This is a genomic window from Pseudomonas sp. B21-054 (assembly GCF_026016345.1).
Classification (GTDB): domain Bacteria; phylum Pseudomonadota; class Gammaproteobacteria; order Pseudomonadales; family Pseudomonadaceae; genus Aquipseudomonas.
The window spans coordinates 4,732,892-4,759,047 of the sequence record NZ_CP087204.1 but is presented as its reverse complement, the minus strand read 5'-3'; the positions used below and the strand labels follow the sequence as shown (position 1 = coordinate 4,759,047).

Here is a 26,156-nt window from a genome sequence, read left to right as displayed (position 1 = left end):
GTCGGGCACGACCGGGCATGCCTGGGGCTCTTATCGTCAGGGTCCGGCGTTTCCGGGCCATGATTCGAGGAGGCAGGTATGGCACAGTCGAAAACACCTACGGGGCCGCATTCTTCCGAGCATTCATCGGGTGACGATGAGCTGGGGTTCGATCCTGATTCTCCGGATCTGGGGGATCCTCAAGTGGATCCGATCGGGCCGGCCAAGGCGCCTCGGGATAAGGAAAAGCAGGAGAAGTCCCCGTCCAAGGCTTATGACCCGCTTGGTGATCTAAAGCCTTGAACTGAAAAGTTCTCAGGAACTATTTAGGCGGTGGTCAGGGCGTCTGGGGTGGGGTGTATATCCATTTCTGCGGTAACGGCTACTGGCGGTTCCGCTCTTACAGCGGGTCACTTTCGAAAAGCGCGAAAGTAACCAAAGCGCTCTTGCCCCACCACTCGGTGCCTCGCCTAGGCTCGGCATGCCCGAACGCAGGCATTGCTCCGTGGGCCGCCGCGAAGGGCCATCCATGGCCCAGCGCGGCTACCTCGGCATCCATGCCGAGGTGCCCACTGCGCAATACCTACGTTCGGCCAGCGTGGTTTTATGGGGCGCTCAGATCAAGATCAAGATCTAAAGCAGAGCAAGAGCGGGGGGTATATCCAGCATCTATGTGACTGGACCACCGCTATCGCGAGCAAGCTCGCTCCCACATGGGTTTGTGGGTGCTCATAGCATCTGCACACGACACAAAAACCTGTGGGAGCGAGCTTGCTCGCGATGAGGCCAGCCCATTCAACATCTTTATCTCAGTGACACCGCCATCGCGAGCAAGCTCGCTCCCACAGGAGGAACGCGTTCACCCCAAACTAGGCCGGCTATTAGGCCGCCTCGCTTCGGCTTTTGATCTTAGGCGCCCCGTTAAACCACGCTGGCCGAACGCAGGCATTGCGCAGTGGGCATCCCGGCATGGATGCCGGGATAGCCGCGCTGGGCCATGGATGGCCCTTCGCGGCGGCCCACGGAGCAATGCCGGAGAGAGGGCACACCGAGCCTAGGCGAGGTGCCGAGTGGTGGGGCATGTACGGAACAACCACATGGGTTACAAAAAAGTGCATTCACATAGGTGACACTTTGATTGAAACGTAGCCGTTCTTGGCATTTCTCGCATTAACATGACCCAGGATCACCGGCCCGAAGATCACATTCCATATCCCATCACCAATCATCTCCATGCCGATGGTCTGATAACAGAGCAAATTACCTACATAAACCCTCATACCGCCTCGATTGATGATCCCATTACTATCGGCCAGGTAACTTTCGATATGGCTCGCATAAGTCATTTCAGGCAGCGTTTCGGGATACATTCGAGTTGAAGGCGTATAACAGGCAGCAGGCGTTTTCTGTCCCAGCGACTCGTGCCCACGCTCGTAATTGTAGTGCTGTCTGAAACGATCAAAATGACGTTGCTGGGCCTCCCAAGCAATAGCCGCAGGTTGAGGCAACGTACTTTTCAGCGTCCGATGCATGCGCTCGTGACGCCCATTTTGATCCGGGCGGCCCGGCTCGATCCGCTCAGGGATGATCCCGAGTCTCATCCACCAGATCGACAGCTGTGACAGCCCCGCACGACTCGTACTGGCAAACGGTACGCCATTGTCGGTACGAATCCGTTCCGGCAGCCCATACTCACGAAAAACCCGCTCGAAGGTTTCCTGGGTTTCCTTGAAGTTGGTGCTGCCCATGCTCTGGCAAGCCAGTAGAAAGCGACTGGCATGATCCATGATTGTCAGTGGATAGCACCAAACACCTGCCCCGGTCAGATACTGACCTTTGTAATCAGCGCTGAAGAGCTGGTTGGGATTCTCTGCCTTGTGCAAAGGCTTGGGATAAACAGCCACACGCCTGCGCAAAGGCCGAGGCGTGATCAAATCAGCTGCCTTGAGTACATTATAAATGGTCGTTTTCGACGGCGGATCCTGATCAGGAAAACGCTGCACGAGGCAGTTTTGAATTTTCTTCGGGCCGGGAATCGTCTCGCCAATGGAGCGAAGCTCAATGATCGCCTGTTTCACGACCAGGGGCACAACATAGGTTTGGTTGTGCCGGCGGCGGCTACGCTCATCAAGCCCACCGGGGCCCTCTGTTTCGTATCGTTTAACCCATTTGTACGCAGTCTTTCGGCTGATCTCATAGTCCCGGCACAGCTGACTTAAGCTGTGCTCTTTGGACAGATAATCCGCGATGAACATCACTTTCAGGTCCATAGGTTTCAGCTCTCTCCAGGGCATGGTCAGATCCTCGCGAAATCGACCCTGCCAGTTAAAAACTGTTACCTATGTGCGTGAACTGATTTGTAACCCATGTGGGTGAGTCATACCGGCAAGAGCGTTTTGCTTACTTTTGCGCTTCTCAAAAGTGAGCCGCCGTAAGGGCGGAACCGTCAGTAGCCGTTACGCAAAAACGGATATACACACGAGAACCCCCGCCCCCCGCATTGCGACGAATCGGGGGGCTTTGCGAAGCGCAGTTACTGAGAAGCCTCCACAACACCACTCTGGCGGCTCTTGAGATTCTTCGCCGCCTTGTACTGAAGGGCCACCGCCGGCACGTTAGCGCTCTTCCCGGTTTCGACCCAGCTACGAATCCGGCTGGCATCGGCAAAGTGGGTGTACTTGCCGAAGGCATCCAGAATCACCAACGCCATCGGACGATTACCCATTTTCGTGACCAGCACCAGGCAGTGGCCGGCCTGGTTGGTAAACCCGGTCTTGGTCAACTGAATGTCCCAATTGGCCTTATGCACCAAATGGTCGGTATTACGGAAGCCCAGGCTATACACCGGTTTACGGAAGGTGACGGTCTTTTCCTTGGTGGTGCTCAGTTCGCTCAGCAGCGGATACTTGCGGGCGGCGATCAGCAGCTTAGTCAGGTCCCTGGCGGTGGAAACGTTATGGATCGACAGGCCGGTGGGTTCGACATAATGGGTGCTGCTCATGCCCAGCGATTTGGCCTTGGCATTCATGGCCGCGATGAACGCCGCGTAACCGCCCGGGTAATGGTGGGCGAGGCTGGCGGCGGCGCGGTTTTCCGAGGACATCAAGGCGATCAGCAACACATCCCGGCGCGACAGTTCACTGTTGAGCTTCACTCGGGAAAACACACCCTTCATTTCTGGCGTGTTGGCGATTGTGATGGAAATGTATTCATCCAGGTTCTGTTTGGCATCCAGCACGATCAGGCCGGTCATCAACTTGGTCACCGACGCGATCGGTACCACCACGTCCGGGTTGCTGGAATAAACCACTTTATCCGTTTGCAGATCCAACAGGATCGCACTGCCCGAGGCGACTTGCAGTTTTGACGTGTCTCGTGGGGTCGCGATGGTTTCCTGCGCATCGACATTCTGCGTGATAAAGGTGCCTGTGAAAGCGATGAACAGGCTAAGGATCGAAAGACGGATTTTCACGCGAGTAGGTCCGATGGAGTTGAAGGTGCCGTTGGCGACGGCTTTCTAAAAAAACGTCGCATTTTATGAGTATGGGCGACGGCAGCGCTATATGCCTGTGCCGCAAGGGCTTGTGAATAAATAAAGTTTAATGAAGGTGTGATTTTGGCGAATCGAATCTGAAAAATTTGTAATTTGGGTGATTTCAATAAAAAACATCAGCCTGTCGGTTGAGGATCAGGTGACAAAAGCGCCTGTGGGAGCGCGCTTGCTCGCGATAGCGGTGTGTCAGTCAACTTGGATGTTGGCCGGTGCACCGCTATCGCGAGCAAGCGCGCTCCCACAGGTTTTTTGTTGGCGCGTCTATCAGCTGTGCAGCGTTTCCGCCGCGTACAGCGTGTTTTCCAGCAGGCAGGCGCGGGTCATTGGGCCGACGCCACCAGGGACGGGCGTAATCCAGCCGGCACGGGGCAGGGCGGTCTCATAGACCACGTCACCCACCAGCTTGCCATCGTCCTGGCGGTTGATGCCCACGTCGATGACGATGGCGCCTTCCTTGATCCACTCGCCCTGTACCAGGCCAGGCTTGCCGGCGGCAACGACCACCAGGTCGGCGCGCCCGACGTGGCCTGCCAGGTCCTTGGTGAAACGGTGGGTCACGGTGACGGTGCAGCCAGCCAGCAGCAACTCCATCGCCATCGGGCGGCCAACGATGTTGGACGCGCCCACGACTACGGCATCAAGGCCATAAAGGTCCACGCCGGTGCTTTCCAGCAGGGTCATGATGCCTTTGGGGGTGCAGGGGCGCAGCAACGGGATGCGTTGGGCCAGCCGGCCGACGTTATAAGGATGGAAACCGTCGACGTCTTTGTCCGGGCGGATACGCTCCAGCAGTTTGGAGGCATCGAGGTGTTCGGGCAGGGGCAGTTGGAGCAGGACGCCGTCGATGTTCGGGTCATCGTTCAGGCGATCGATCAGATCGGCCAACGCTTGCTGGGTGGTTTCGGAAGGCAGGTCGTAGGCCTGGGAAAGGAAGCCGACCTCTTCACAGTCTTTACGCTTGTGCGAGACATAAACCTGAGAGGCAGGATCGCTGCCGACCAGGATCACCGCAAGGCCGGGCGTGCGCAGGCCTTGCTGGCGCCGCTCGGTGACTCGTTGGGCGATCTGCTGGCGCAGGCTGGCGGCGATCGATTTGCCGTCGATAAGTTGTGCAGTCATTGCGCGTGGTTAACCATCGAGAGGGGAAAAAAAGAGAACGCATTCTCGCATGCCGAGGCGTGAGGGCAAAGGCGCTTGGTCTGCAAATTCCCCTAAGCCCTTTAATTAAATGAATTTTTTTTAAAAAAGAGTTGACGCCCCATGAGGCCGTCTATAACATTCGTCGCACTTGTCGGGCACAGCCTAGCACTGGTTAAGAAGGTGGAGCGGAGTTGGTTGTTTAAACTCGGCAAAGCTGAAAGCACTTAGTTTGTAATCGTCCAAGAATACAGATTAAAAAGGCGCCCGTAGCTCAGCTGGATAGAGCATCCGCCTTCTAAGCGGATGGTCGCAGGTTCGAGTCCTGCCGGGTGCGCCATTAGGCAGCTTTGGCACAAGTAACGCAACAAGGCAATATGGTGGGCGTAGCTCAGTTGGTAGAGCACGGGATTGTGACTCCCGTTGTCGTGGGTTCGATCCCCATCGTCCACCCCATATTCTAGGAAGGCGCCAGATTTAACAGTCTGGCGCCTTTGCTTTAAAAGCTTGATACGCGGATGTGGTGGAATTGGTAGACACACTGGATTTAGGTTCCAGCGCCGCAAGGTGTGAGAGTTCGAGTCTCTCCGTCCGCACCATACAAGTGGCTATTTAAATAGCAGAAAACGGCGCAGTACCTGAAGAGGGCTGCGCCGTTTTTGTTTTCAGTGGTTTTGTGTTCATTGTCAGCTCCATTTCGGGGAGTGGGTGGTCGGTTCGTCGCGATTGTGTTTCGTGATGATGCGCGCGATGCCCGTTGGTCCCCTCGTGGGGCCGGGCGCCAGTGGTGCTGGTGCAGTGCTTCTATATATAGAAGCGTTGGCGCAGAGCCCTGGGATGATCGACTGTATTTGCAAACCGGGCGAGACATGACCGTTTGTCTCGCTCCTAAATTCGGCGCCTGTTTCCTGCCCGTTTTCAGTAGGGTGACTTCTTGAGTTTGACCTACTAGAATGCATGCCCTTGATTCTGGGGTCGGAAACGCCCGGCCAACGTCTGTGCAACGAGGAATATCCATGCAAGTTTCTGTTGAAAATACTTCTGCTCTTGAGCGCCGCATGAGCATCACCGTGCCGGCTGAGCGCATCGAGACTCAGGTCAACAAGCGTCTGCAGCAGACTGCCCAAAAGGCCAAAATCCCAGGTTTCCGCCCAGGCAAAGTGCCAATGAGCGTGATCCGTCAGCGTTACGAAGCTGATGCGCGTCAGGAAGCCGTGGGCGATGTGATCCAGTCTTCGTTCTACGAAGCGGTTGTCGAGCAGAAGCTGAACCCGGCTGGCGCTCCATCCGTCGAGCCTAAAGTGCTGGAAAAGGGCAAGGACCTGGAATTCGTCGCCACGTTCGAAGTGTTCCCTGAATTCACTGTTGCCGGTTTCGAGTCCATCGCCGTCGAGCGCCTGAGCGCTGACGTGTCGGATGCTGACCTGGACAAGATGCTGGATATCCTGCGCAAGCAGAACACCCGTTTCGAAGTGGCCGACCGCGCTGCCCAGAACGAAGATCAACTGAACATCGATTTCGTCGGCAAGGTCGACGGTGAAGTGTTCGCTGGCGGTTCCGCCAAGGCCACTCAGCTGGTGCTGGGCTCCGGTCGCATGATCCCAGGTTTCGAAGATGGCCTGGTCGGCGCGAAAGCCGGTGAAGAGCGCGTTCTGAACCTGACCTTCCCCGAGGACTACCAGAACCTGGACCTGGCCGGCAAAGCCGCCGAGTTCACCGTGACCGTCAACAGCGTTTCCGAGCCGAAACTGCCTGAGCTGAACGAAGAGTTCTTCGCTCAGTTCGGTATCAAGGAAACAGGTCTGGAAGGTTTCCGCACCGAAGTTCGCAAGAACATGGAGCGTGAGCTGCGTCAGGCCATCAAGTCCAAGGTCAAGAACCAGGTCATGGACGGTCTGCTGGCCTCCAACCCGATCGACGTGCCAAAGGCACTGCTGGACAACGAAGTGAATCGTCTGCGCGTGCAGGCTGTTCAGCAGTTCGGCGGCAACATCAAGCCCGACCAACTGCCTGCCGAGCTGTTCGAAGAGCAAGCCAAGCGCCGGGTCGTGCTGGGCCTGATCGTGGCCGAAGTGGTCAAGCAGTTCGAACTCAAGCCTGACGAAACCCGCGTTCGCGAGCTGATCCAGGAAATGGCCTCGGCCTACCAGGAGCCTGAGCAAGTCGTGTCCTGGTACTACAAGAACGACCAGCAGCTGAACGAAGTCCGTTCGGTTGTGCTGGAAGAACAAGTTGTGGATACTGTTCTGCAGAAAGCTAGCGTGACCGATAAAGCGGTCTCTTACGAAGAAGCGGTCAAGCCGGTGGAAGCTCCACAAGCCGATTGATTGTTTTGCGGTAAGAAATACACACCCATAAGCCAGCCTTCGCGCTGGCTTATGCGTATTCAAGACATAACTATTTGGGAGTGACTGCGAGACATGTCCCGCAATTCTTTTTATCAGCAGAGCTCTGACATCCAAGCCGCAGGCGGCCTGGTCCCGATGGTTATCGAGCAGTCCGCCCGTGGCGAGCGTGCCTATGACATCTACTCGCGTCTGCTCAAGGAACGCGTCATCTTCCTGATCGGCCCCGTTGAAGACTACATGGCCAACCTGGTCGCGGCGCAATTGCTGTTCCTTGAAGCGGAAAACCCGGACAAGGATATCCATCTCTACATCAACTCACCTGGCGGTTCGGTGACGGCTGGCATGTCGATCTACGACACCATGCAATTCATCAAGCCAGACGTTTCCACCATCTGCATCGGCCAGGCCTGCAGCATGGGCGCGTTCCTGCTCGCCGGTGGCGCAGCGGGCAAGCGTCACTGCCTGCCGAACTCGCGCATGATGATTCACCAGCCACTGGGCGGTTTCCAAGGCCAGGCGTCGGATATCGACATTCATGCCAAGGAAATCCTCCATATTCGCTCGCGCCTGAACTCGCTGCTGGCCCATCACACCGGGCAAAGCCTCGAAACCATTGAGCGTGACACCGAGCGTGACAACTTCATGAGCGCAGAGCGTGCGGCCGAATACGGCCTGATCGACTCCGTGATCAACAAGCGTCAAATGCCTGCCTAAGCCGCTCAAAATGCAGGTGGTTGGGATGACCGGCCGCCTGCGGGCTTGAAAAAGCCCGCAATTGCCTTCATCTTGTGTTGCAAGCCTATCGGATTTGGATCGATCGAATGACTGACACCCGCAACGGCGAGGACAACGGCAAACTGCTTTATTGCTCCTTCTGTGGCAAAAGCCAGCATGAAGTACGCAAATTGATTGCCGGCCCCTCGGTCTTCATTTGCGACGAGTGCGTCGACCTGTGCAATGACATCATCCGCGAGGAGGTGCAGGAAGCCCAGGCCGAGAGCAGCGCGCATAAATTGCCTTCGCCTAAAGAAATCAGCGGCATCCTTGATCAGTATGTGATTGGTCAAGAACGCGCGAAAAAGGTACTGGCCGTAGCGGTGTACAACCACTACAAGCGCCTGAACCAGCGCGACAAGAAGAATGACGACGTCGAACTCGGCAAGAGCAACATCTTGCTGATCGGCCCGACAGGCTCGGGTAAAACCTTGCTTGCCGAAACCTTGGCCCGCTTGCTGAACGTTCCGTTCACCATCGCCGACGCGACCACCCTTACAGAGGCGGGTTATGTCGGTGAAGATGTCGAGAACATCATTCAGAAGTTGTTGCAGAAGTGCGATTACGATGTGGAAAAAGCCCAGATGGGCATTGTCTACATCGACGAAATCGACAAGATTTCCCGCAAGTCCGACAACCCGTCCATCACCCGGGATGTTTCCGGAGAGGGCGTGCAGCAGGCCTTGCTCAAGTTGATCGAAGGTACGGTCGCTTCCGTTCCGCCCCAGGGTGGTCGCAAGCATCCACAGCAGGAATTCCTGCAGGTCGACACGCGTAACATCCTGTTCATCTGCGGTGGTGCGTTCTCCGGTCTGGAAAAGGTTATTCAAAACCGTTCCACCCGTGGCGGCATTGGCTTCAACGCCGAAGTTCGGAGTAAGGAAGAGGGCAAGAAGGTCGGTGAATCCCTGCGTGAAGTCGAACCTGACGATTTGGTCAAGTTTGGTCTGATCCCGGAATTCGTCGGTCGCCTGCCGGTCCTGGCGACGCTGGACGAGTTGGATGAAGCGGCGTTGATGCAGATTCTGACCGAGCCGAAGAACGCCCTGACCAAGCAGTACGCCAAGCTGTTCGAAATGGAAGGTGTCGACCTTGAGTTCCGTTCCGACGCGCTGAAATCGGTTGCCAAACGTGCCTTGGAGCGTAAAACCGGTGCTCGTGGGTTGCGCTCGATTCTGGAAGGCGTGTTGCTCGACACGATGTATGAGATCCCCTCGCAGTCCGAGGTGAGTAAAGTCGTGATCGACGAAAGCGTTATCGAAGGCAAGTCCAAACCATTGTATATCTACGAAAACAATGAAAAGCCTGCCAAGGCTGCACCGGACGCTTAAGCGTCCTGCTGCCGGAACAAAGGAGGGGCCTTCGGGCCCCTTTGCTTTTAGCGCGCTTTAGACGTGTCTTGCGCTTGTTTTTTTTCAAGGCTGCCCCCATCTTGGTTTCAAGCTTACTTCCATCTGTTTCCGGCCTTGTGGCCGCCGTAGAGGCGAAATCATGAAGACAACCATCGAATTGCCTCTCTTGCCATTGCGCGATGTCGTGGTGTATCCGCACATGGTTATCCCGCTGTTCGTGGGGCGCGAGAAGTCCATCGAAGCCCTCGAGGCTGCGATGACGGGTGACAAGCAGATTCTTCTGCTGGCTCAGAGAAATCCTGCCGATGATGATCCCGGCGAGGACGCACTTTATCGCGTAGGTACGATTGCAACGGTTCTGCAGTTGCTCAAGCTGCCTGACGGCACCGTCAAGGTCCTGGTCGAAGGCGAGCAGCGAGGTGCAGTCGAGCGTTTCAGTGAAGTGGACGGCCATTGCCGGGCCGAGGTGTCGCTGATCGAAGAGGTGGATGCGCCCGAGCGTGAATCAGAGGTGTTTGTCCGCAGCCTGCTGTCCCAGTTCGAACAGTACGTGCAACTGGGCAAGAAGGTGCCTGCCGAGGTCCTGTCGTCGCTTAACAGCATCGATGAGCCTGGACGACTGGTCGATACGATGGCGGCCCATATGGCCCTCAAGATCGAGCAGAAGCAGGAGATTCTCGAAATCATTGATTTGTCGGCCCGTGTCGAACACGTGCTGGCATTGCTCGACGGCGAGATCGATCTGTTGCAGGTCGAGAAACGCATTCGTGGTCGGGTCAAGAAGCAAATGGAGCGCAGCCAGCGCGAGTACTACCTGAATGAGCAGATGAAGGCCATTCAGAAGGAGCTTGGCGATGGCGACGAAGGCCACAACGAAATCGAAGAGCTGAAAAAGCGTATCGATGCCGCTGGCCTGCCCAAGGACGCGCTGGCCAAGGCCCAGGCCGAGCTGAACAAGCTCAAGCAAATGTCGCCGATGTCGGCTGAAGCCACCGTTGTACGCTCCTACATCGACTGGTTGGTCCAGGTGCCGTGGAAAGCCCAGAGCAAGGTGCGTCTGGACCTGGCCCGTGCCGAAGACATCCTCGACGCCGACCATTACGGCCTGGAAGAGGTCAAGGAACGCATCCTTGAATACCTCGCCGTGCAAAAGCGCGTGAAGAAAATTCGTGGCCCGGTGCTGTGCCTGGTCGGTCCGCCCGGCGTCGGTAAAACCTCCCTGGCCGAGTCGATTGCCCACGCCACCAACCGTAAATTCGTACGCATGGCCCTCGGTGGCGTGCGCGACGAGGCGGAAATCCGTGGTCATCGTCGTACCTACATCGGGTCGATGCCAGGAAGATTGATTCAAAAGATGACAAAGGTTGGTGTGCGCAACCCACTGTTCCTTTTGGATGAAATCGACAAGATGGGCAGCGATATGCGCGGTGATCCCGCCTCTGCGTTGCTCGAAGTGCTCGATCCTGAGCAGAATCACAATTTCAACGATCACTACCTGGAGGTCGACTACGACCTGTCGGACGTGATGTTCCTTTGCACCTCCAACTCCATGAATATCCCGGCGGCATTGCTGGATCGGATGGAGGTGATTCGCCTGCCGGGTTACACCGAAGACGAGAAAATCAACATCGCCGTCAAATACCTTTCGCCCAAGCAGATCCAGGCCAACGGCCTGAAAAAGGGCGAGCTGGAATTCGATGCGGAAGCGATTCGCGACATCATCCGTTACTACACCCGTGAAGCGGGTGTGCGTGGCCTGGAGCGGCAAATTGCCAAGGTTTGCCGCAAGGCGGTCAAGGAGCATGCGCTGGAAAAACGCTTCTCGGTGAAGGTCACCGCGGACCTGCTGGAGCACTTCCTGGGTGTGCGCAAGTTCCGCTACGGTCTTGCCGAGCAGCAGGATCAGATCGGGCAGGTGACCGGTCTTGCGTGGACTCAAGTGGGGGGTGAATTGCTGACCATCGAAGCGGCTGTGGTGCCGGGCAAGGGGCAACTGATCAAGACCGGTTCCCTGGGTGACGTGATGGTCGAATCGATCACCGCGGCGCTGACGGTGGTTCGTAGCCGGGCCCGGAGCCTGGGTATTCCCCTGGACTTCCACGAGAAGCGCGACACCCATATCCATATGCCTGAAGGGGCGACCCCCAAGGACGGCCCTAGCGCTGGCGTAGGCATGTGCACGGCCCTGGTATCGGCACTGACCGGGATTCCGGTGCGCGCCGATGTCGCCATGACCGGTGAAATCACGCTACGCGGGCAGGTACTGGCGATCGGCGGCCTGAAGGAAAAACTGCTGGCGGCTCACCGTGGCGGGATCAAGACTGTGATCATTCCCGAAGAGAATGTCCGCGATCTGAAGGAAATTCCCGACAACATTAAGCAAGATCTTCAGATTAAACCGGTTAAATGGATTGACGAGGTCCTGCAAATTGCGCTGCAATACGCGCCGGAGCCCTTGCCGGATGTGGCTCCGGAGATAGTCGCGAAGGACGAAAAGCGAGAATCTGACTCTAAGGAAAGAATTAGCACGCATTAATACGCATTTGCCTGGGGGGCTTCCTTGACAGTTTTTTAGAGCCCTTGTTATAAAGCGGCTCTTAAGTGTCTGTAGGCCATTCAGCACTCGTTTTTGCTTTCACCAAAAAAACTTAGAATCATCTCAAATAGATATAAGGGGACTTAGAGTGAACAAGTCGGAACTGATTGATGCTATCGCTGCATCCGCTGATATCCCGAAAGCTGCTGCTGGCCGTGCGCTGGACGCTGTAATCGAATCCGTCACTGGCGCTCTCAAAGCCGGCGACTCCGTTGTTCTGGTAGGTTTCGGCACCTTCTCCGTGACTGATCGCCCAGCTCGTACCGGTCGCAATCCGCAGACTGGCAAGACGCTGGAGATCCCTGCTGCCAAAAAGCCAGGTTTCAAAGCTGGTAAAGCGCTGAAAGAAGCCGTTAACTAAGGTTTCATTGAGTTTATCCGGGTCGGGGTCATGCCTGGCTTGGCAGCGGAGCGGTAATACGACCGGTTGCTACCGGTCTGTGACGCCAGGGCTTGCGGGTTCGAGCCCGGTCCGCTCCGCCAGTTACGAGAAGGCGCATCCTCGGATGCGCCTTTCTTCTATCCGGATTCTACCCACGCTCCACGGTTGCCTAATTTTGAAGTTCAACCGTTTCTGGGGGACGCATGCTGCAGAATATCAGGGACAATTCACAAGGCTGGATTGCCAAAACCATCATCGGGGTTATCGTCGCATTGATGGCGTTGACCGGTTTCGATGCCATTTTTCAAGCCACCCGGACCAGCAATGACGCGGCCAAGGTCAACGGCGAAGAAATCAGCCAGAACGAGCTGAACCAGGCGGTCGAAATGCAACGCCGTCAGCTCATGCAACAGCTGGGCAAGGATTTTGACGCCTCCCTGCTGGACGAAAAAATGCTGCGTGATTCGGCGCTCAAAGGCCTGATCGATCGCAAGCTGTTGCTGCAAGGCGCACACGATGCGAAATTCGCGTTCTCCGAAGCCGCGCTGGATCAAGTCATCCTGCAAACGCCTGAGTTTCAGGTCGATGGCAAATTCAGCGCCGAGCGTTTCGATCAAGTGATTCGCCAGTTGGGTTACAACCGCATGCAATTCCGCCAGATGCTGGCTCAGGAAATGCTGATCGGTCAGCTGCGCGCGGGTCTGGCAGGCAGCGGTTTCGTCACGGATGCCCAGGTGCTGGCATTCGCCCGCCTGGAAAAACAGACCCGTGATTTTGCCACCTTGAACATCAAGGCTGACCCGTCGGCCGTGAAGCTGACCGATGACGAGGTCAAGGCGTACTACGATAAACACGCCAAGGAATTCATGACGCCTGATCAGGTGGTCATCGATTACCTGGAGTTGAAGAAGGCTTCTTTCTTCAATCAGGTCAGCGTGAAGGACGAAGACCTGCAGGCGGCCTACCAGAAAGAAATCGCGAATCTGTCCGAACAGCGTCGGGCCGCGCACATCCTGATCGAAGTGAACGACAAGGTCACCGAAGCCCAGGCCAAGGCAAAGATCGAAGAAGTCCAGGCCCGTCTGGCCAAGGGCGAATCGTTTGAAGCCCTGGCGAAGGAGTTCTCCCAGGACCCAGGTTCGGCGAGCAACGGCGGCGATCTCGGTTATGCCGGTCCTGGTGTCTACGATCCGGCGTTCGAAAAGGCGCTGTATGCCTTGAACAAGGACCAGGTCTCGGCCCCGGTGCGCACCGACTTCGGTTTGCACCTGATCAAGCTGCTGGGCGTCGAAGCGCCTGAAGTCCCGACGTTTGCCAGCCTCAAGGACAAGCTGACCCGCGAGCTGAAAACCCAGCAGGTAGAGCAGCGTTTCGTGGAGGCGACCAAGCAACTGGAAGACGCCTCGTTCGAAGCCTCCGACCTGGCGCAGCCGGCCCAGGACTTGAATCTGACCGTTCACACGTCGGCAGCATTCGGTCGCGAAGGCGGAGAGGGGATTGCCGCCAACCGCGCCGTGGTGACGGCGGCGTTCAGTCCGGAAGTGCTGGATGAGGGTGCCAACAGCACCGCCATCGAGCTGGACCCGGAAACCGTCGTGGTGCTGCGCGCCAAGGAGCACCGCAAGCCTGAGCAAATGCCGCTGGAAAGCGTGGCCGGGGCGATTCGCACCCAGTTGTCCAAGGAGCACGCCAGCGCGGCGGCCAAGACCAAGGCTGATGAGTTGATCGCCAGTCTGCGTGACGGCAAGACTGCGCTGGATAAGCCTGTCGCCGGCCAAAACTGGAAAGTCAGCGAAGCCGCCACTCGCAACCAGGAAGGTATCGATCCGGCGGTGCTGCAAGCACTGTTCCGCATGCCCAAGCCTGAGTCGAAAGACAAGCCGACATTTACCAGCGTGACCTTGCCCGACGGCAGTCTGGTGGTCGTGCGTCTGAACGGCGTGAATGAAGCGGCGGCACCGACCGACGAAGAGAAAGCCCAGTACCGTCAATACCTCGCTTCTCGTATCGGCCAGCAGGACTTCGCGGCTTATCGCAAGCAGTTGGAGAGCCAGGCGGACATCAAGCGTTTCTGAATGCCTTGATGGCTTGCTGTTAACCAAAGACCTCGGCCGAAAAGCCGGGGTCTTTTTGTATCTGCTTATTGCCAGTGGCGGGATGTTCGTCGATCCATGGACATCGCACCTTTTTCCTGCCAACAACCCCCAGTAGACTGGTCACCCTTTTAGTCGTGATTACTTCACGTTGCCGAGCCGTGTTCTGTTGCACAATACGCCCCGGACTGTTTTTCTCAGGATGTTCAATGTTCAGATCACCTCACATGCGCACCCTCGGGCTTGCATTGGCGCTGGCCGCCGCAGCCGGTTGCTCGTCCAAGAAAGCCGCCATTTACGAGCATGAAAACTTCGATGATTCCGGTACGTTCTCGCGGACTTACCCGGTGAGTGATGCCGCGACGTGTGAAGCCGGGCGCCGGGCGTTGCTCAGTCAGGGCTACATCATTACCAGCAGCGATGCGAAGCTGGTCAGCGGTCACAAGAGTTTTCAGCAGACCGGCGAAACCCACATGGAGATCAGCTTCAACCTGGTCTGTGCCGAAGACGGCGGTGGGCACCGTGCGACCATATTCGCCAACGCCCTGCAGGACCGTTATGCGCTGAAGAAAACCAATAACTCCGCCAGTCTGGGCGTGGGGGTGTTGGGGTCGGTGTCGATGCCGATCGGCTCGTCAGATGACTCGATGGTCAAGGTCGCCAGCGAAACCGTGTCGGCGGCCAAGTTCTACGAGCGGTTCTTCGCCTTGGTGGAACTGTTCCTGCCACCAGAAGCGAAAAAACCTGTTGAGAACGTCGAAAAACCAAAAACCGAGTTGGGCGTTCCGGAGACCAAGGTCGAGCCGGCTGCGTTGATGCCTGCTCCTGAAGCTGCCGCGCCGCAAGCTGCGCCAGCACCTGTCGAAACCGCCCCGGCGGTGTCGGAGCCGATCGCCCCGCCAGCCGAGTCGACGCCGATTGCCCCCGAGTCGTCAGAGCCAGCGCCAGCGACGCAAACCATCACTGCACCGCCACCCAGTACGTTGCCGGCTCCGACCGAGCCAATCCAGCCGCTTCCATGAGGCGCTCGGCGAGGGTTGATCCCTTGCCAGCCTCCTAGCGGTAATTTCCCGACGCTGTGCTACGTTTAATTCATGAAGCTTTTGCTTCATGTTTTGTTCATAAAGCAGCTTTATGCTGGTACCAGCGCCATCAGGCATTGGTTTCAACGACAGGGGAAGGACGCGTAATGGATGATTATCAGGAAGAGCTGCTGGAATACCAGGCGTATGAACTGGACCCGCTGGAACCCGCCGAGGATGCGACGGAGCTTTAATGACGGAGCTGATGACGTCGCCCTGATGCAGCGACAGGCGACATATCAAAAGCGGCAAGCCGAAGCTCAAATGATCCGGTGACTGCGACGAAACTCTCCGGGCGTCTGGTCGTTCCAGCGCTTGAAGGCCCGTTGAAACGCCTCGGCTGAGGCGAAGCCCAACAGGTAGGCGATTTCGCCGAACGCCAGTTCGGTATCGCGGATGTAGGTCATGGCCAGGTCTCGGCGCGTGTCGTTGAGGATGGCGCGAAATTGCGTGCCTTCCTCGGCCAGTTTGCGGCGCAACGTCCAGGTCGGCAGTTTCAGGCGTGCCGCCACTTCTTCCAGGTCAGGCTCCCGCCCGCCATTGAGCAACGGCCCCAGCAGCTGAATGATGCGCTCACGCAGGCTGCGGGTGCGGGTCAACTGTTCCAGTTCCCGCTCACACAGTTGAACCAGGTGCTGCCAGGTGCTGGGGCAATGCTGTGGGTTGCGCTGGGCGAGGCTGCCCAAGCCCAGGCGCAGCTGATTCTGTTCGGCGCCAAACTGGATCGGGCAGTCGCCGAACAGCCGGTAGGCCTCCAGATACGCCGGTTCCTCGAATTCGATGTCTATGCGTTCGGCCCGCAGCGCCACGCCGCTCACGCTGGACAACTGCGCCAGCCAGCCGGCGATGATCGAGTCCACGACGAAGCGGTTGTAGGCGTTATACGGGCTAATGGAGTAGAACCGTAGCCACGCCCCCCGGGCGTCCTCATGAAAACTCGATTGGCCACGATAGTTGGAACCGTACAGCGGCTCGAAGCGGATCAGGCAGCGCGCGGCTTCGCGTACTGTCGGCGCCTGGGCGGCGGTAACGCCCGCTAATCCGGCCTGGCTCAAGCGGCTGAGTTGACCCATGCGCAGGCCCAAAGCCGGATCCTGGGTCTGTTGGATCGCGGCGTGGCCCAGGCGCATGTAGCGCGGGATCGACAGTCGAGCACCTGGCTCGGCCAGGCGGGCGGCATCCAGGCCGTATTGTTCAAGCAAGGGCAGGGGGTCCTGTCCATGGCTGGCAACCGCGTCCGCCAGGCTGTGGACGAAGCCCACTGACAGATCCCCCAGGCGCATCGGTTGCGGTTTCATGCTCACAACCAAAGGTTCAGCAGGCGGGCGCCACGGGCCTCGCCGTCGGGGAACTGTTCGCCGTTGTGGCTGATGAAACTCTGGCCGGCGCTGCCGCTGTCCCAGAACTGGCCCCGCAGGAAGACGCTGACACCGCCCCTGGCTCGACTGATGGGCTGCTGGCCGGTCAGCGTCAGGCGATGCCAGGCTTTGCCTTCACTGACTTCACCTGGCTTGAGGCTTACTTCGCTCGGTGTGGACACACCCTTGTAGCCGCTCCAGGGTTTGTCCCATGTGTCGCGGCCGCTGACGAAGGCGGGGACGGCGATCAGTTCCACGCCTTGCTCGTCGAGTTGCCGATAGTGAAGTGGGTACCAGCTGTCGCTGCCGATCAGTACGCCCAGGCGGCCGGCGGGGGTGTCGATGACGCGGGTGGCGTCCGGGCGATCAGCCCCCAGCACGTCTCGCTGTTCGAACACTGGATGTTGTTGACGCTGGGGCTGGCCGATCGGCCGCCCGTCGCGGCCGAACACCAGGCTGCTGTTATACAACGCGCCGCGGCCAACTTTCAGTTCGCCTTCGCTGACGCGGGGTTCGGGCAGCACGATGGAGCCGGCCACCAGGGTCACGCCGAATTCCTTGGCCAACCCGCCAAACAGCGCCTGGTAGTCACGGGCCATGGTAGCGGCCTTCATACGCAGGTAGGCGTCGTCCAGTCGATTGTCACCTTGAGCACTGAACAGCGCGCGGGTAAACGCCAGCGGGTTGCTGACTGCCAACCAGTTCATGGCGTCCTTCAACGTGGCGGCCTGATACAGCTCGTCTTTTTCACCGCTGATCATCAACCAGGTGCCGACGTGCTCGGGCAAGACCACGATGGTTTTGTCATTGAGAAAACCCAGGTCGCGCGCGTTCTGCAAATAGGCCGCCAGTTTGCGACGCAGGTGCTCGGGGCTTTGGTAGTCGGTGGGAAATAACTCGGGTTGGATGCCCAGCAAGTTGCCCCGGTCGGCGCGGGTGCCCTGGTCGACCGCCAGGTTGATGCGAAGGTCTGACAGGTAATGACCCGCCGGACGATCCGCCGTCCACAGTGCATAAGTGATCAGGGCGGCAATCAAGGCCAGTGAAAACAGCAGGTACAGAAATTTGCGCATGGGGACAGTTCAGCGGCCGTATGCAGGTTCGTGATGCTTCATCAAGAGCTACGGGGCAGGGTACGGTAAAACAAGGGATTAGCGAAGGGCGCGGGCTTATTTGTGCTGGCTGGGAGCCTACGCAAAGTCGCCCTGCACCCGTGCTTGAAGCAGGTCGCCGGGGTAGGCGCAGCTCATGGCCGGCTGTTCGAGGCATTGATCGGCGCACTGCGCATTTGGATCATTAAGTTGTCAGTTACGGTCATTGAGCGCCCGCACCCCGGCTCTTAGGCTGTCGGGCATGACTGATGGAAGCCGCAGAGCTTCCGCAATTCCCGTGATTGCCGTTGTGGAGTGACCCGATGACCGCCTCTCATTACCCGCACCTGTTGGCCCCGTTGGACCTGGGTTTTACCACGTTGCGCAACCGTACCCTGATGGGGTCGATGCACACCGGCCTTGAAGAGAAACCCGGTGGTTTCGAACGCATGGCGGCGTATTTTGCCGAACGGGCGCGGGGCGGCGTGGGCCTGATGGTCACCGGCGGGATCGGGCCGAACGATGAGGGCGGCGTGTACTCCGGTGCCGCCAAGCTGACCACTGAAGAAGAGGCCCTCAAGCACCAGATCGTCACCCGGGCGGTACACGAGGCCGGTGGCAAGATCTGCATGCAGATTCTTCACGCCGGGCGCTATGCCTACAGCCCCAAGCAAGTGGCGCCGAGCGCGATCCAGGCACCGATCAACCCGTTCAAGCCCAAGGCGCTGGACGAAGAGGGTATCGAGAAGCAGATCAGTGATTTCGTCACCTGTTCGGTGCTGGCCCAGCAAGCCGAATACGACGGTGTCGAAATCATGGGCTCGGAAGGTTATTTCATTAACCAGTTCCTGGCGGCCCACACCAACCACCGTACTGACCGCTGGGGCGGCAGCTACGAAAACCGCATGCGCCTGCCGGTGGAAATCGTGCGTCGGGTACGCGAAGCGGTCGGCCCGAATTTCATCATTATCTTTCGCCTGTCGATGCTCGACCTGGTGGAGGGCGGCAGTTCCTGGGACGAAATCGTCCAGCTGGCCAAGGCCATCGAGCAGGCCGGTGCGACGATGATCAACACTGGTATCGGCTGGCACGAGGCGCGGATCCCCACCATTGCCACCAAGGTTCCGCGGGCGGCATTCAGTAAAGTCACGGCCAAACTGCGCGGTTCGGTGAATATCCCGCTGATCACCACCAACCGTATCAACACGCCGGAAGTGGCCGAGCGGATTCTCGCCGAAGGCGACGCCGACATGGTCTCCATGGCGCGGCCGTTCCTGGCGGACCCGGAGTTCGTCAATAAGGCCGCCGCGGGGCGTGGCGATGAAATCAACACCTGCATCGGCTGCAACCAGGCCTGTCTCGACCATACCTTTGGTGGCAAGCTCACCAGTTGCCTGGTGAACCCGCGGGCGTGTCATGAAACCGAACTCAACTACTTGCCGGTCACCCAGGTGAAGAAAATCGCCGTGGTGGGCGCTGGCCCGGCCGGGTTGTCCGCCGCCACCGTGGCGGCCGAGCGCGGTCATCAGGTGACGCTGTTCGATTCGGCCAGTGAAATCGGCGGTCAGTTCAACGTCGCCAAGCGCGTGCCGGGCAAGGAAGAGTTTTTCGAAACCTTGCGTTACTTCCAGCGCAAATTGCAGACCAGCCACGTCGAGCTGTGCCTCAACACCCGTGTGGATGTGGCGCAACTGGTGGCGGGCGGTTACGACGAGATTATCCTCGCCACCGGTATCGCGCCGCGGGTGCCGGCGATTCCCGGAGTGGAGCATGCCAAGGTGTTGAGCTACCTGGACGTGATCCTCGAGCGCAAGCCGGTGGGTCGCACCGTGGCGGTGATCGGCGCTGGCGGTATTGGCTTCGACGTGTCGGAGTTCCTGGTTCACCAGGGCGTCGCCACCAGCCAGGACCGCGATGCGTTCTGGAAGGAGTGGGGAATCGACACCTTGCTCCAGGCTCGCGGCGGCGTGGCCGGGATCAAGGCAGAGCCCCATGCCCCGGCGCGTCAGGTGTTCCTGTTGCAGCGCAAGAAATCCAAGGTTGGCGACGGCCTGGGCAAGACCACCGGCTGGATTCACCGCACGGGGTTGAAGAACAAACAGGTGCAAATGCTCAACAGCGTCGAGTACCTGAAGATCGATGACGACGGCCTGCACATTCGCATCGGCGAAACCGGCGAGCCACAAGTGCTGGCCGTGGATAACATCGTGATCTGCGCCGGCCAGGATCCGCTGCGCGAGTTGCAGGAAGGCCTGGAAGCGGCCGGGCAGAACGTCCACCTCATCGGCGGTGCCGACGTGGCGGCGGAGCTGGATGCCAAGCGGGCGATCAACCAGGGTTCGCGGTTGGCGGCGCAGTTGTAAGGCGCAAGGCCGGTAGAACCCCAATCCTCCTGTGGGAGCGAGCTTGCTCGCGATTGCGCTTAGTCAGTTGCATAAATGTCGACTGGCCTGCCGCTATCGCGAGCAAGCTCGCTCCCACATTTGTTCTCGGTCGTTCACAGACTCAGTGTTCGCCGCCAGCCCCTGTGGGAGCGGGCTTGCCCGCGAAAGCGGTGAGTCAGCTTGCATCGATGTTGGATGTGCCGCCGTCTTCGCGAGCAAGCCCGCTCCCACATTTGTTCTCGGTCGTTCACAGACTCAGTGTCCGCCGCCAGCCCCTGTGGGAGCGGGCTTGCCCGCGAAAGCGGTGAGTCAGCTTGCAACGAGGTTGGATGTGCCGCCGTCTTCGCGAGCAAGCCCGCTCCCACATTTGTTCTGGGCCGTTCACAGACTCAGTGTCCGTCGCCAGTCCCCTGTGGAAGCATGCTTGCCCGCGAAAGCGGTGAGTCAGCTTGCATCGATGTTGGATGTGCCGCCGTCTTCGCGAGCAAGCTCGCTCCCACATTTGTTCTTGGTCGTTCACAGATTCAGTGTCCGTTGCCAGTCCCCTGTGGGAGCGGGCTTGCCCGCGAAAGCGGTGAGTCAGCTTGCATCGAGGTTGGATGTGCCGCCGTCTTCGCGAGCAAGCCCGCTCCCACAGGGAATGCAATGAACATGGATACTGAGGTCATCCCCAAGCGAGCTGTTAAGATTCCAGCTCGTTCCAATTTGGCCCACTGCAATGCTACTCCCCGCCCTCGACTGGCATCCTCAACCCCACCTCGAACCCCTTCATCTGGATTGGCTTGCCCGTGCCGGCATTGAAGTGACGGTGTTGCGTCTGGACCGGATCGATCCGCTGATCAGTGGTAACAAGTGGTTCAAGCTGGTTCACCATTTGCGCGCCGCCCACGAGACCGGTGCCCAAGGGGTCATGAGCCTGGGGGGGGCCTATTCCAACCATCTGCATGCCCTGGCCGCGGCAGGCAAGCGCTTCGGGTTTGCAACGGTCGGGCTGCTGCGCGGCCATCCCCAGGACACGCCGACGGTGCTCGACCTGAAAGCGTTCGGCATGGCGTTGCACTGGTTGGGGTATGGCGGATACCGGGAGCGACACGCCGCGGATTTCTGGGGGCCGTGGCAGGCGCGGTATCCTCATTTGCATCCGGTGCCCGAAGGCGGTTCAGGATTGCCCGGTGCGCAGGGCTGCATGGGCTGGGTGACCCGTGCCCGTGAACAACTGGCGACATTGGGGTGGGCGGATTATCACGGCTGGTGGTTGGCCTGCGGCACCGGAACATCGCTGGCGGGGCTGGTGTTGGCTGAAGCGGGGGAGCGCCCGGTCTATGGCGTGCTGGCGGTGCCCCAGGATCACGGCGTGGCGCAGCAAATCGAAAGCATCGTGGCGACGGCGGGGCTTTGTAGTCCGCGTTATGAGTTGTTCGACGGCAGCCGTGGCGGGTTCGCCCGGGTCGATGCCGAACTCAGCGCCTTCATTGATACCACCGACGCAATCGAGCTGGAGCCGGTGTACACCGGCAAAGCACTGATGGTGCTCAAGGCACAGGTCGAGGCTGGGCGGTTTGTCCCAGGCACCCGCTTGATCTTTGTGCACACCGGCGGCTTGCAAGGCCGCCGAGGGTTCGAATAGTCGGCTATCAACCGCGTTTGGGCATCATCCGCAACAGCGTGTTATCGCGCACCACGTAGTGGTGATACAGCCCCGCCAAGGCATGCAGGCCAATCAACCAATAGCCGATGGTGCCGCCCAGCACATGCCAGCCTTCCAGCCGTTTGGCGAAGTCCTTGTCTTGATCGATGAGCAGCGGCAAATCGAAACCGTAGAACATCACCTGGTGACCTTCGGCGCTGGTGATCAGCCAGCCAAGCAGCGGCATAGCGATCATGAACAGGTACAACGCCCAGTGCATCAGGCGCGCCAGGACGGTTTGCCACGCAGGCGACGCGGGAAATATAGCCGGTGCCTTACCCATGCTGCGGGCGAACAGGCGCAGCCAGACCAGTACAAACACCGTCAGGCCGAGCATGAAATGCGCTTCCTTGATCAGGGTCCGGCCGCCACTGCCCTTGGGAAAAATCCCGCGGAACTCGATGCAGGCGTAAACCACGGCGAGCAGGACCAGCATCAGCCAATGCAGGGTCACCGTGACGGTACTGTAGCGGCTTTGCGAGTTTTTCCAGGGCATTGCAGTTATCTCCAGCGATCAGGTAATACGCCGTCTTGTGCGGCGTTGTGTGCTTACTGTAAGCCCGTTTCGCTGGGCTTGCTTGAGTCAGATCAGTTTTATCAGCAGGAAGCCCCGCGACGGGGTTGGCTCAGGGCGTCAAGTCCGGCGGGTTCAGCAGCCAGTCCAACAGCAGCCCCGCATCATGATCGCGCAACGGTGGTTTCGGCGCTGCAGCGGCCGATCCTGCGCCGGTATCGACAGCCCCGGGGCACAGCACTGGCCGGTCGGGGTCGCCGTCGAGAAAACTCACCAGTACTTCACTGCCGGCTATCAGGGCGGGGCTGTCGTCCAGTGTCAGTCGCGATACGGGCAGGGTGATGCCTTCGCCATCCGGCGCCCACAGGCTGACGCTGACGTGGCCGCGCTCATCGAGTCTGGCCGGCTGGCCGGCAGGGCCGAGCACATGAGCGAGGTGATAACCGGGGATGCATGGCTTGCGATGCTTGAGTGCCGGCCTGAACACGGTGGACCAGGCAATGGCCGAGAATCGGTTGCGATAGTCCTGGGCGGGCGGTGTGGACGGCAGATCGGTTTCAAGAATCGAAAACTGCCGCCCACGATGTTGGACTTCTGTGATCAACCATTGGTCATTGAAGGCGGATACCGGGTGTTCGCTGATCTGCGCGACATGGCCGCTGCGCAGGGCCGGCTGGGTGCTGTGGCCGTGGATCTGCCGTTGCCGACAGCGCAACCGTTCAAGGTTTCGGCGACCGACCTGGTCACGATAAGCCAGCGCTGGATTGCTGCGCATGGTTTCGTGGTCGACACCGTTGAAGGGGTGATTCGCTGCGCTGGCCGACGTTTCGGTCAGCCCCCGGTCGCTGAAGCCGGCAGGCAGGCCAGGGGCTATTGAGTGGTGACGCTGGTACAGTCGCTGGACCGCCGGTTGCGGGCCGGCGCCTTGGTGCATCGTCAGCTCGACCGGCCGGGCGGGGAAGCTTTTAGGGTCTTCGGCAAACACCAAGACATGCCCCTGGAAGGCATGTTCGAAGTGATAATGGATGCCTTCTTCTTCGCATAAACGGTGCAACAGATCCAGATCGCTTTCCTCGTACTGGATGCAGAAGGGACGGCACGGATACTGCCCATGGGGCAAATCGAAACGGTAGCTGTGGACGGGCAGCGCATTGTCCTCCAACAGCCGTTGCAGCACTTGCACAACGCTCAGTCGATGGAAAACCCGGCGCCGTGGGCCTTGTTCCAGATGCTGGAGGTAAGGCACCAGCGTCACTCGGTAGCCGATGCGGTGCGGGGCATTAGCGCTCAGGCTGACACTGTGGACAATCCCATGGATGCCCGATTCGTCGTCCAGGCACAGGAAGGCCGGCTGCCCCAGCAGCGTGTCGGGACTCATTGGCGGCGCCAGGCCGATCAGCTCGAGATCAAAACGGTACGGCTGGTTGAGGGCTTCCCGACCGTTGAAGCGCAATACTTGCAGTCGCAAGTCGCTTTGCGTGAGGGTCAGGCTGAAGGGACTTTCCGTGTCGTTGCGCATCGCGGCTCTTACTTGCAGGGAGAAAGGCGCAGAGGGTACGAAACCCTGGGGAAGAACGGTGCTAGCGAATCGCTATTTCAGAAACCCCCTACAACATCCTGCGCAAATGTCGATTCAACAGGGCCAAATTTTTTGGTCGATCAGCCGGTTTAGGCCGTATAAACTTGCGCCACAGCGCCGGCCGGCAGATGTCTCGGCGCGTCAGACAAGAGAGTGAGTAATGGGCGCACAGTGGAAGGTTAAACACAAAGAAGCGGCTGCCAACGCCAAGGGCAAGATCTTCGGCAAGCTGGTGAAAGAAATCACCATTGCCGCGCGCAACGGCGCCGATACCGCGACCAACGCGCACTTGCGACTGGTGGTCGAGCAGGCGAAGAAGGCCTCGATGCCCCGCGAGACCTTGGAGCGTGCGATCAAGAAAGGCTCCGGCCAGCTCGGTGAGACCGTGCAATACCATCGCGTCACTTACGAAGGGTTCGCCCCGCATCAGGTGCCGCTGATCGTTGAATGCGTGACCGACAACATCAACCGCACCGTTGCCGAAATTCGCGTCGCGTTCCGCAAGGGCCAACTGGGCGCCTCGGGTTCGGTGGCGTGGGACTTCAACCATGTCGGCATGATCGAGGCCGCGCCGGACAGCCCGGACGCCGATCCGGAAATGGCCGCCATCGAGGCCGGTGCCCAGGATTTCGAGCCGGGCGAAGAGGGCGCGACGTTGTTCCTCACCGATCCTGCCGATCTTGACGCCGTGCAGAAGGCGCTGCCGGAGCAGGGCTTCACCGTGTTGTCGGCCAAGCTGGGCTATCAGCCGAAAAACCCGGTCAGCGGCCTGACCGATGAACAAATGGCTGAAGTCGAAGCGTTCCTTGAAGGCCTCGACAACCATGATGATGTGCAGGATATGTTCGTTGGGTTGGCGGGTTAAGCACTACCCGACATGCCCTGTGGTGAGGGAGTGTGCTCCCTCGCCACGGTCGCGCAGTAAACCTTCGATTTCATCGAATCCTGGCCGTGCCAGCACATCCGGCTGACAGCAGCGCGCCTCCAAATCCAACAGCCATGCAAGATCCTGCGCACCGAGCGCCGGTTCGATCCGCGCCAGCAATTCCCCCAGCAGAATCCCGAAGGCCCGCACCTCGATGCGTTGCAGCGCCTGAGTTTGCAGGGTATCGGCGCTGGCGTGAAAAGACGCTGCGCCAAAGTCCCCCAGCAGGCAATCGCCTTGGTCATTGCAAAGGATGTTGTGTCCGTACAAATCGCCGTGGGTAATGCCCTGGCGATGCAGGTGTGCCGCCACCGAAGCGATGCCGCGGGCGATGCGCAAGGCCACCGGGGCGCTCAAGCGCAGCTCGTCGGCATACACGTCGCGGGTGCACGAGGCCAGGCTCGGCAGCCCGGCCAGGTTACGGTAACTGGGCTCGATCAGTGCCATCACCAGCCCGGCCTGTTCCTCGGGATGCCCGACGATCTGGCCCAGCACGTCAATCAGGTTCGGATGTCGACCTGCGGTGATGCTGGCCTGCATTTCATGCAACGGCGAGCCGTCGCTGGTGATCTGGCCTTTGTACAACTTCACCGCGACGTTGCGCGCACTCTGGTCTGGCGGCTGCCAGAGTGCCTGGTGAATCACTCCCGACGCCCCTTCGCCCAACCGTTGTTGCAGACTCAGTTGCGACCAGTCGAGAGGCGTTGTGGCAGCGAGGGCATCGGCTTGGGCTTCCAGCGGGTTGCCGGCGTAGGCCAGCCAACTGAGGCAGGGCAGTTCCAGCAACCATTGCGGCAGTTCGGTCAACTGATTGGCGGCAATGCGCAGCAGTTCCAGACGATGGCACTGGCCCAGGCTCGCCGGCAATTGCTGCAAACGGTTGCCGGCCAACATCAGCTTTTGCAGATGTGGGCGTTGGCCCAGCTCATCCGGTAATTGGCTGACGCAGTTGTCCGTCAGGATCAGCCAGCGCAGCAGCGGCGGCAGGGCGGCGCCGGTTACGCGCTCGATGCGGTTGGCCTTGAAGCCGACCATGGTCAGCGCGGCACAACGGCCCAGGCATTCGGGCAGTTCAGTGAAACGGTTATCCGAACAGAACAGCACGCGCAGGCGAGTCAACCGATGCAGGTCGTCGGGCAGTGTGTCCAGCGCGTTGCCGCTGAGGTTGAGGACTTCGAGGGAGTCGGCCAGGTCGAAGATTTCCCGGGGAAACTGCGTCAGGCCGCAGGCCAGGTCCAGCCGGGTGATGCCTGACAGCTGGCCGGCGCGGAGTTGGGCGAGGGTATTCATGGAAGGGTTCGCTGTTGATCAAGGGGCGGGCG

General features: G+C 59.2%; 20 protein-coding genes and 3 tRNA genes. 15 read left to right on the top strand and 8 right to left on the bottom strand.

Translation table 11 applies throughout. The features are described 5' to 3' along the window. Positions 1 to 78: 78 nt before the first annotated feature. On the top strand, positions 79 to 282 hold the full coding sequence (locus LOY70_RS20530) for a DUF6021 family protein (RefSeq protein ID WP_265029120.1): 204 nt from the start codon (positions 79 to 81) through the stop codon (positions 280 to 282). Between the two features lie 178 nt (positions 283 to 460). After that, positions 461 to 616: a hypothetical protein gene (locus LOY70_RS20525; RefSeq protein ID WP_185067214.1), complete on the top strand. Its 156-nt coding sequence runs from the start codon at positions 461 to 463 to the stop codon at positions 614 to 616. Between the two features lie 481 nt (positions 617 to 1,097). Here the strand turns inward: LOY70_RS20525 and LOY70_RS20520 are convergent, their stop codons facing one another. The 3 genes from LOY70_RS20520 to folD all read right to left on the bottom strand — a co-directional run bounded on the left by LOY70_RS20520 (position 1,098) and on the right by folD (position 4,651). Next, positions 1,098 to 2,273, bottom strand: coding sequence for an integrase core domain-containing protein (locus LOY70_RS20520; RefSeq protein WP_265028313.1), 1,176 nt, complete (start codon positions 2,271 to 2,273; stop codon positions 1,098 to 1,100). A gap of 239 nt (positions 2,274 to 2,512) precedes the next feature. After that, positions 2,513 to 3,451, bottom strand: coding sequence for a D-alanyl-D-alanine endopeptidase (gene pbpG, locus LOY70_RS20515; RefSeq protein WP_123416513.1), 939 nt, complete (start codon positions 3,449 to 3,451; stop codon positions 2,513 to 2,515). Between the two features lie 345 nt (positions 3,452 to 3,796). Beyond that, on the bottom strand, positions 3,797 to 4,651 hold the full coding sequence (gene folD / locus LOY70_RS20510; protein WP_025214688.1) for a bifunctional methylenetetrahydrofolate dehydrogenase/methenyltetrahydrofolate cyclohydrolase FolD: 855 nt from the start codon (positions 4,649 to 4,651) through the stop codon (positions 3,797 to 3,799). Positions 4,652 to 4,932: 281 nt separating this feature from the next. Between folD and LOY70_RS20505 the strand changes: the two genes are divergently transcribed. The 10 genes from LOY70_RS20505 to LOY70_RS20460 all read left to right on the top strand — a co-directional run bounded on the left by LOY70_RS20505 (position 4,933) and on the right by LOY70_RS20460 (position 15,236). After that, a tRNA-Arg gene (locus LOY70_RS20505) sits at positions 4,933 to 5,009 on the top strand. A gap of 40 nt (positions 5,010 to 5,049) precedes the next feature. Beyond that, a tRNA-His gene (locus LOY70_RS20500) sits at positions 5,050 to 5,125 on the top strand. Positions 5,126 to 5,183: 58 nt separating this feature from the next. Next, a tRNA-Leu gene (locus tag LOY70_RS20495) sits at positions 5,184 to 5,268 on the top strand. A 417-nt stretch (positions 5,269 to 5,685) separates the two neighbouring features. Further along, positions 5,686 to 6,996, top strand: a complete 1,311-nt coding sequence (gene tig / locus LOY70_RS20490; RefSeq protein ID WP_265029119.1) for a trigger factor — start codon at positions 5,686 to 5,688, stop codon at positions 6,994 to 6,996. Positions 6,997 to 7,089: 93 nt separating this feature from the next. Then, a complete protein-coding gene (gene clpP / locus LOY70_RS20485) occupies positions 7,090 to 7,731 on the top strand; it encodes an ATP-dependent Clp endopeptidase proteolytic subunit ClpP (RefSeq protein WP_003183177.1) in 642 nt (213 codons plus the stop codon). A gap of 107 nt (positions 7,732 to 7,838) precedes the next feature. Then, positions 7,839 to 9,122 carry an ATP-dependent Clp protease ATP-binding subunit ClpX gene (clpX, locus tag LOY70_RS20480; protein ID WP_123343048.1) on the top strand — a complete coding sequence of 428 codons (1,284 nt, stop codon included), beginning with the start codon at positions 7,839 to 7,841 and terminating at the stop codon, positions 9,120 to 9,122. 160 nt (positions 9,123 to 9,282) lie between these two features. Further along, positions 9,283 to 11,679: an endopeptidase La gene (lon, locus tag LOY70_RS20475; RefSeq protein ID WP_025214685.1), complete on the top strand. Its 2,397-nt coding sequence runs from the start codon at positions 9,283 to 9,285 to the stop codon at positions 11,677 to 11,679. Positions 11,680 to 11,827: 148 nt separating this feature from the next. Further along, positions 11,828 to 12,100 carry an HU family DNA-binding protein gene (locus LOY70_RS20470; protein WP_003183171.1) on the top strand — a complete coding sequence of 91 codons (273 nt, stop codon included), beginning with the start codon at positions 11,828 to 11,830 and terminating at the stop codon, positions 12,098 to 12,100. A 224-nt stretch (positions 12,101 to 12,324) separates the two neighbouring features. Then, positions 12,325 to 14,196, top strand: coding sequence for a SurA N-terminal domain-containing protein (locus LOY70_RS20465; protein WP_265029118.1), 1,872 nt, complete (start codon positions 12,325 to 12,327; stop codon positions 14,194 to 14,196). A gap of 227 nt (positions 14,197 to 14,423) precedes the next feature. After that, positions 14,424 to 15,236 (top strand): DUF2242 domain-containing protein, encoded by an 813-nt coding sequence (locus tag LOY70_RS20460; RefSeq protein ID WP_265029117.1) that lies wholly within the window; start codon positions 14,424 to 14,426, stop codon positions 15,234 to 15,236. A gap of 320 nt (positions 15,237 to 15,556) precedes the next feature. Here LOY70_RS20460 and LOY70_RS20455 read toward each other — a convergent pair whose 3' ends face one another. Further along, the gene (locus LOY70_RS20455; protein ID WP_265029116.1) at positions 15,557 to 16,594 is read right to left on the bottom strand and encodes an AraC family transcriptional regulator; all 1,038 of its coding nucleotides are present in this window, start codon (positions 16,592 to 16,594) and stop codon (positions 15,557 to 15,559) included. Positions 16,595 to 16,596: 2 nt separating this feature from the next. Beyond that, entirely contained in the window at positions 16,597 to 17,727 is a 1,131-nt protein-coding gene (locus tag LOY70_RS20450) for a carbon-nitrogen hydrolase family protein (RefSeq protein WP_265029115.1), read from the bottom strand. 341 nt (positions 17,728 to 18,068) lie between these two features. On the opposite strand from LOY70_RS20450, the gene LOY70_RS20445 reads away from it, so the two are divergent. Next, positions 18,069 to 20,108, top strand: coding sequence for an FAD-dependent oxidoreductase (locus LOY70_RS20445; RefSeq protein ID WP_265029114.1), 2,040 nt, complete (start codon positions 18,069 to 18,071; stop codon positions 20,106 to 20,108). 739 nt (positions 20,109 to 20,847) lie between these two features. Further along, positions 20,848 to 21,756 carry a 1-aminocyclopropane-1-carboxylate deaminase/D-cysteine desulfhydrase gene (locus LOY70_RS20440; protein ID WP_265029113.1) on the top strand — a complete coding sequence of 303 codons (909 nt, stop codon included), beginning with the start codon at positions 20,848 to 20,850 and terminating at the stop codon, positions 21,754 to 21,756. A gap of 7 nt (positions 21,757 to 21,763) precedes the next feature. Here the strand turns inward: LOY70_RS20440 and LOY70_RS20435 are convergent, their stop codons facing one another. Both LOY70_RS20435 and LOY70_RS20430 read right to left on the bottom strand, forming a co-directional pair. Continuing rightward, complete coding sequence (locus LOY70_RS20435; RefSeq protein WP_123343056.1) at positions 21,764 to 22,312, bottom strand: cytochrome b; 549 nt, start codon at positions 22,310 to 22,312, stop codon at positions 21,764 to 21,766. 130 nt (positions 22,313 to 22,442) lie between these two features. Then, positions 22,443 to 23,849 carry a type VI secretion system Vgr family protein gene (locus LOY70_RS20430; protein WP_265029112.1) on the bottom strand — a complete coding sequence of 469 codons (1,407 nt, stop codon included), beginning with the start codon at positions 23,847 to 23,849 and terminating at the stop codon, positions 22,443 to 22,445. 220 nt (positions 23,850 to 24,069) lie between these two features. Between LOY70_RS20430 and LOY70_RS20425 the strand changes: the two genes are divergently transcribed. Beyond that, on the top strand, positions 24,070 to 24,774 hold the full coding sequence (locus tag LOY70_RS20425; RefSeq protein ID WP_003199952.1) for a YebC/PmpR family DNA-binding transcriptional regulator: 705 nt from the start codon (positions 24,070 to 24,072) through the stop codon (positions 24,772 to 24,774). 3 nt (positions 24,775 to 24,777) lie between these two features. Here LOY70_RS20425 and LOY70_RS20420 read toward each other — a convergent pair whose 3' ends face one another. Next, positions 24,778 to 26,124: a leucine-rich repeat-containing protein kinase family protein gene (locus LOY70_RS20420; protein WP_265029111.1), complete on the bottom strand. Its 1,347-nt coding sequence runs from the start codon at positions 26,122 to 26,124 to the stop codon at positions 24,778 to 24,780. Positions 26,125 to 26,156: the final 32 nt, after the last annotated feature.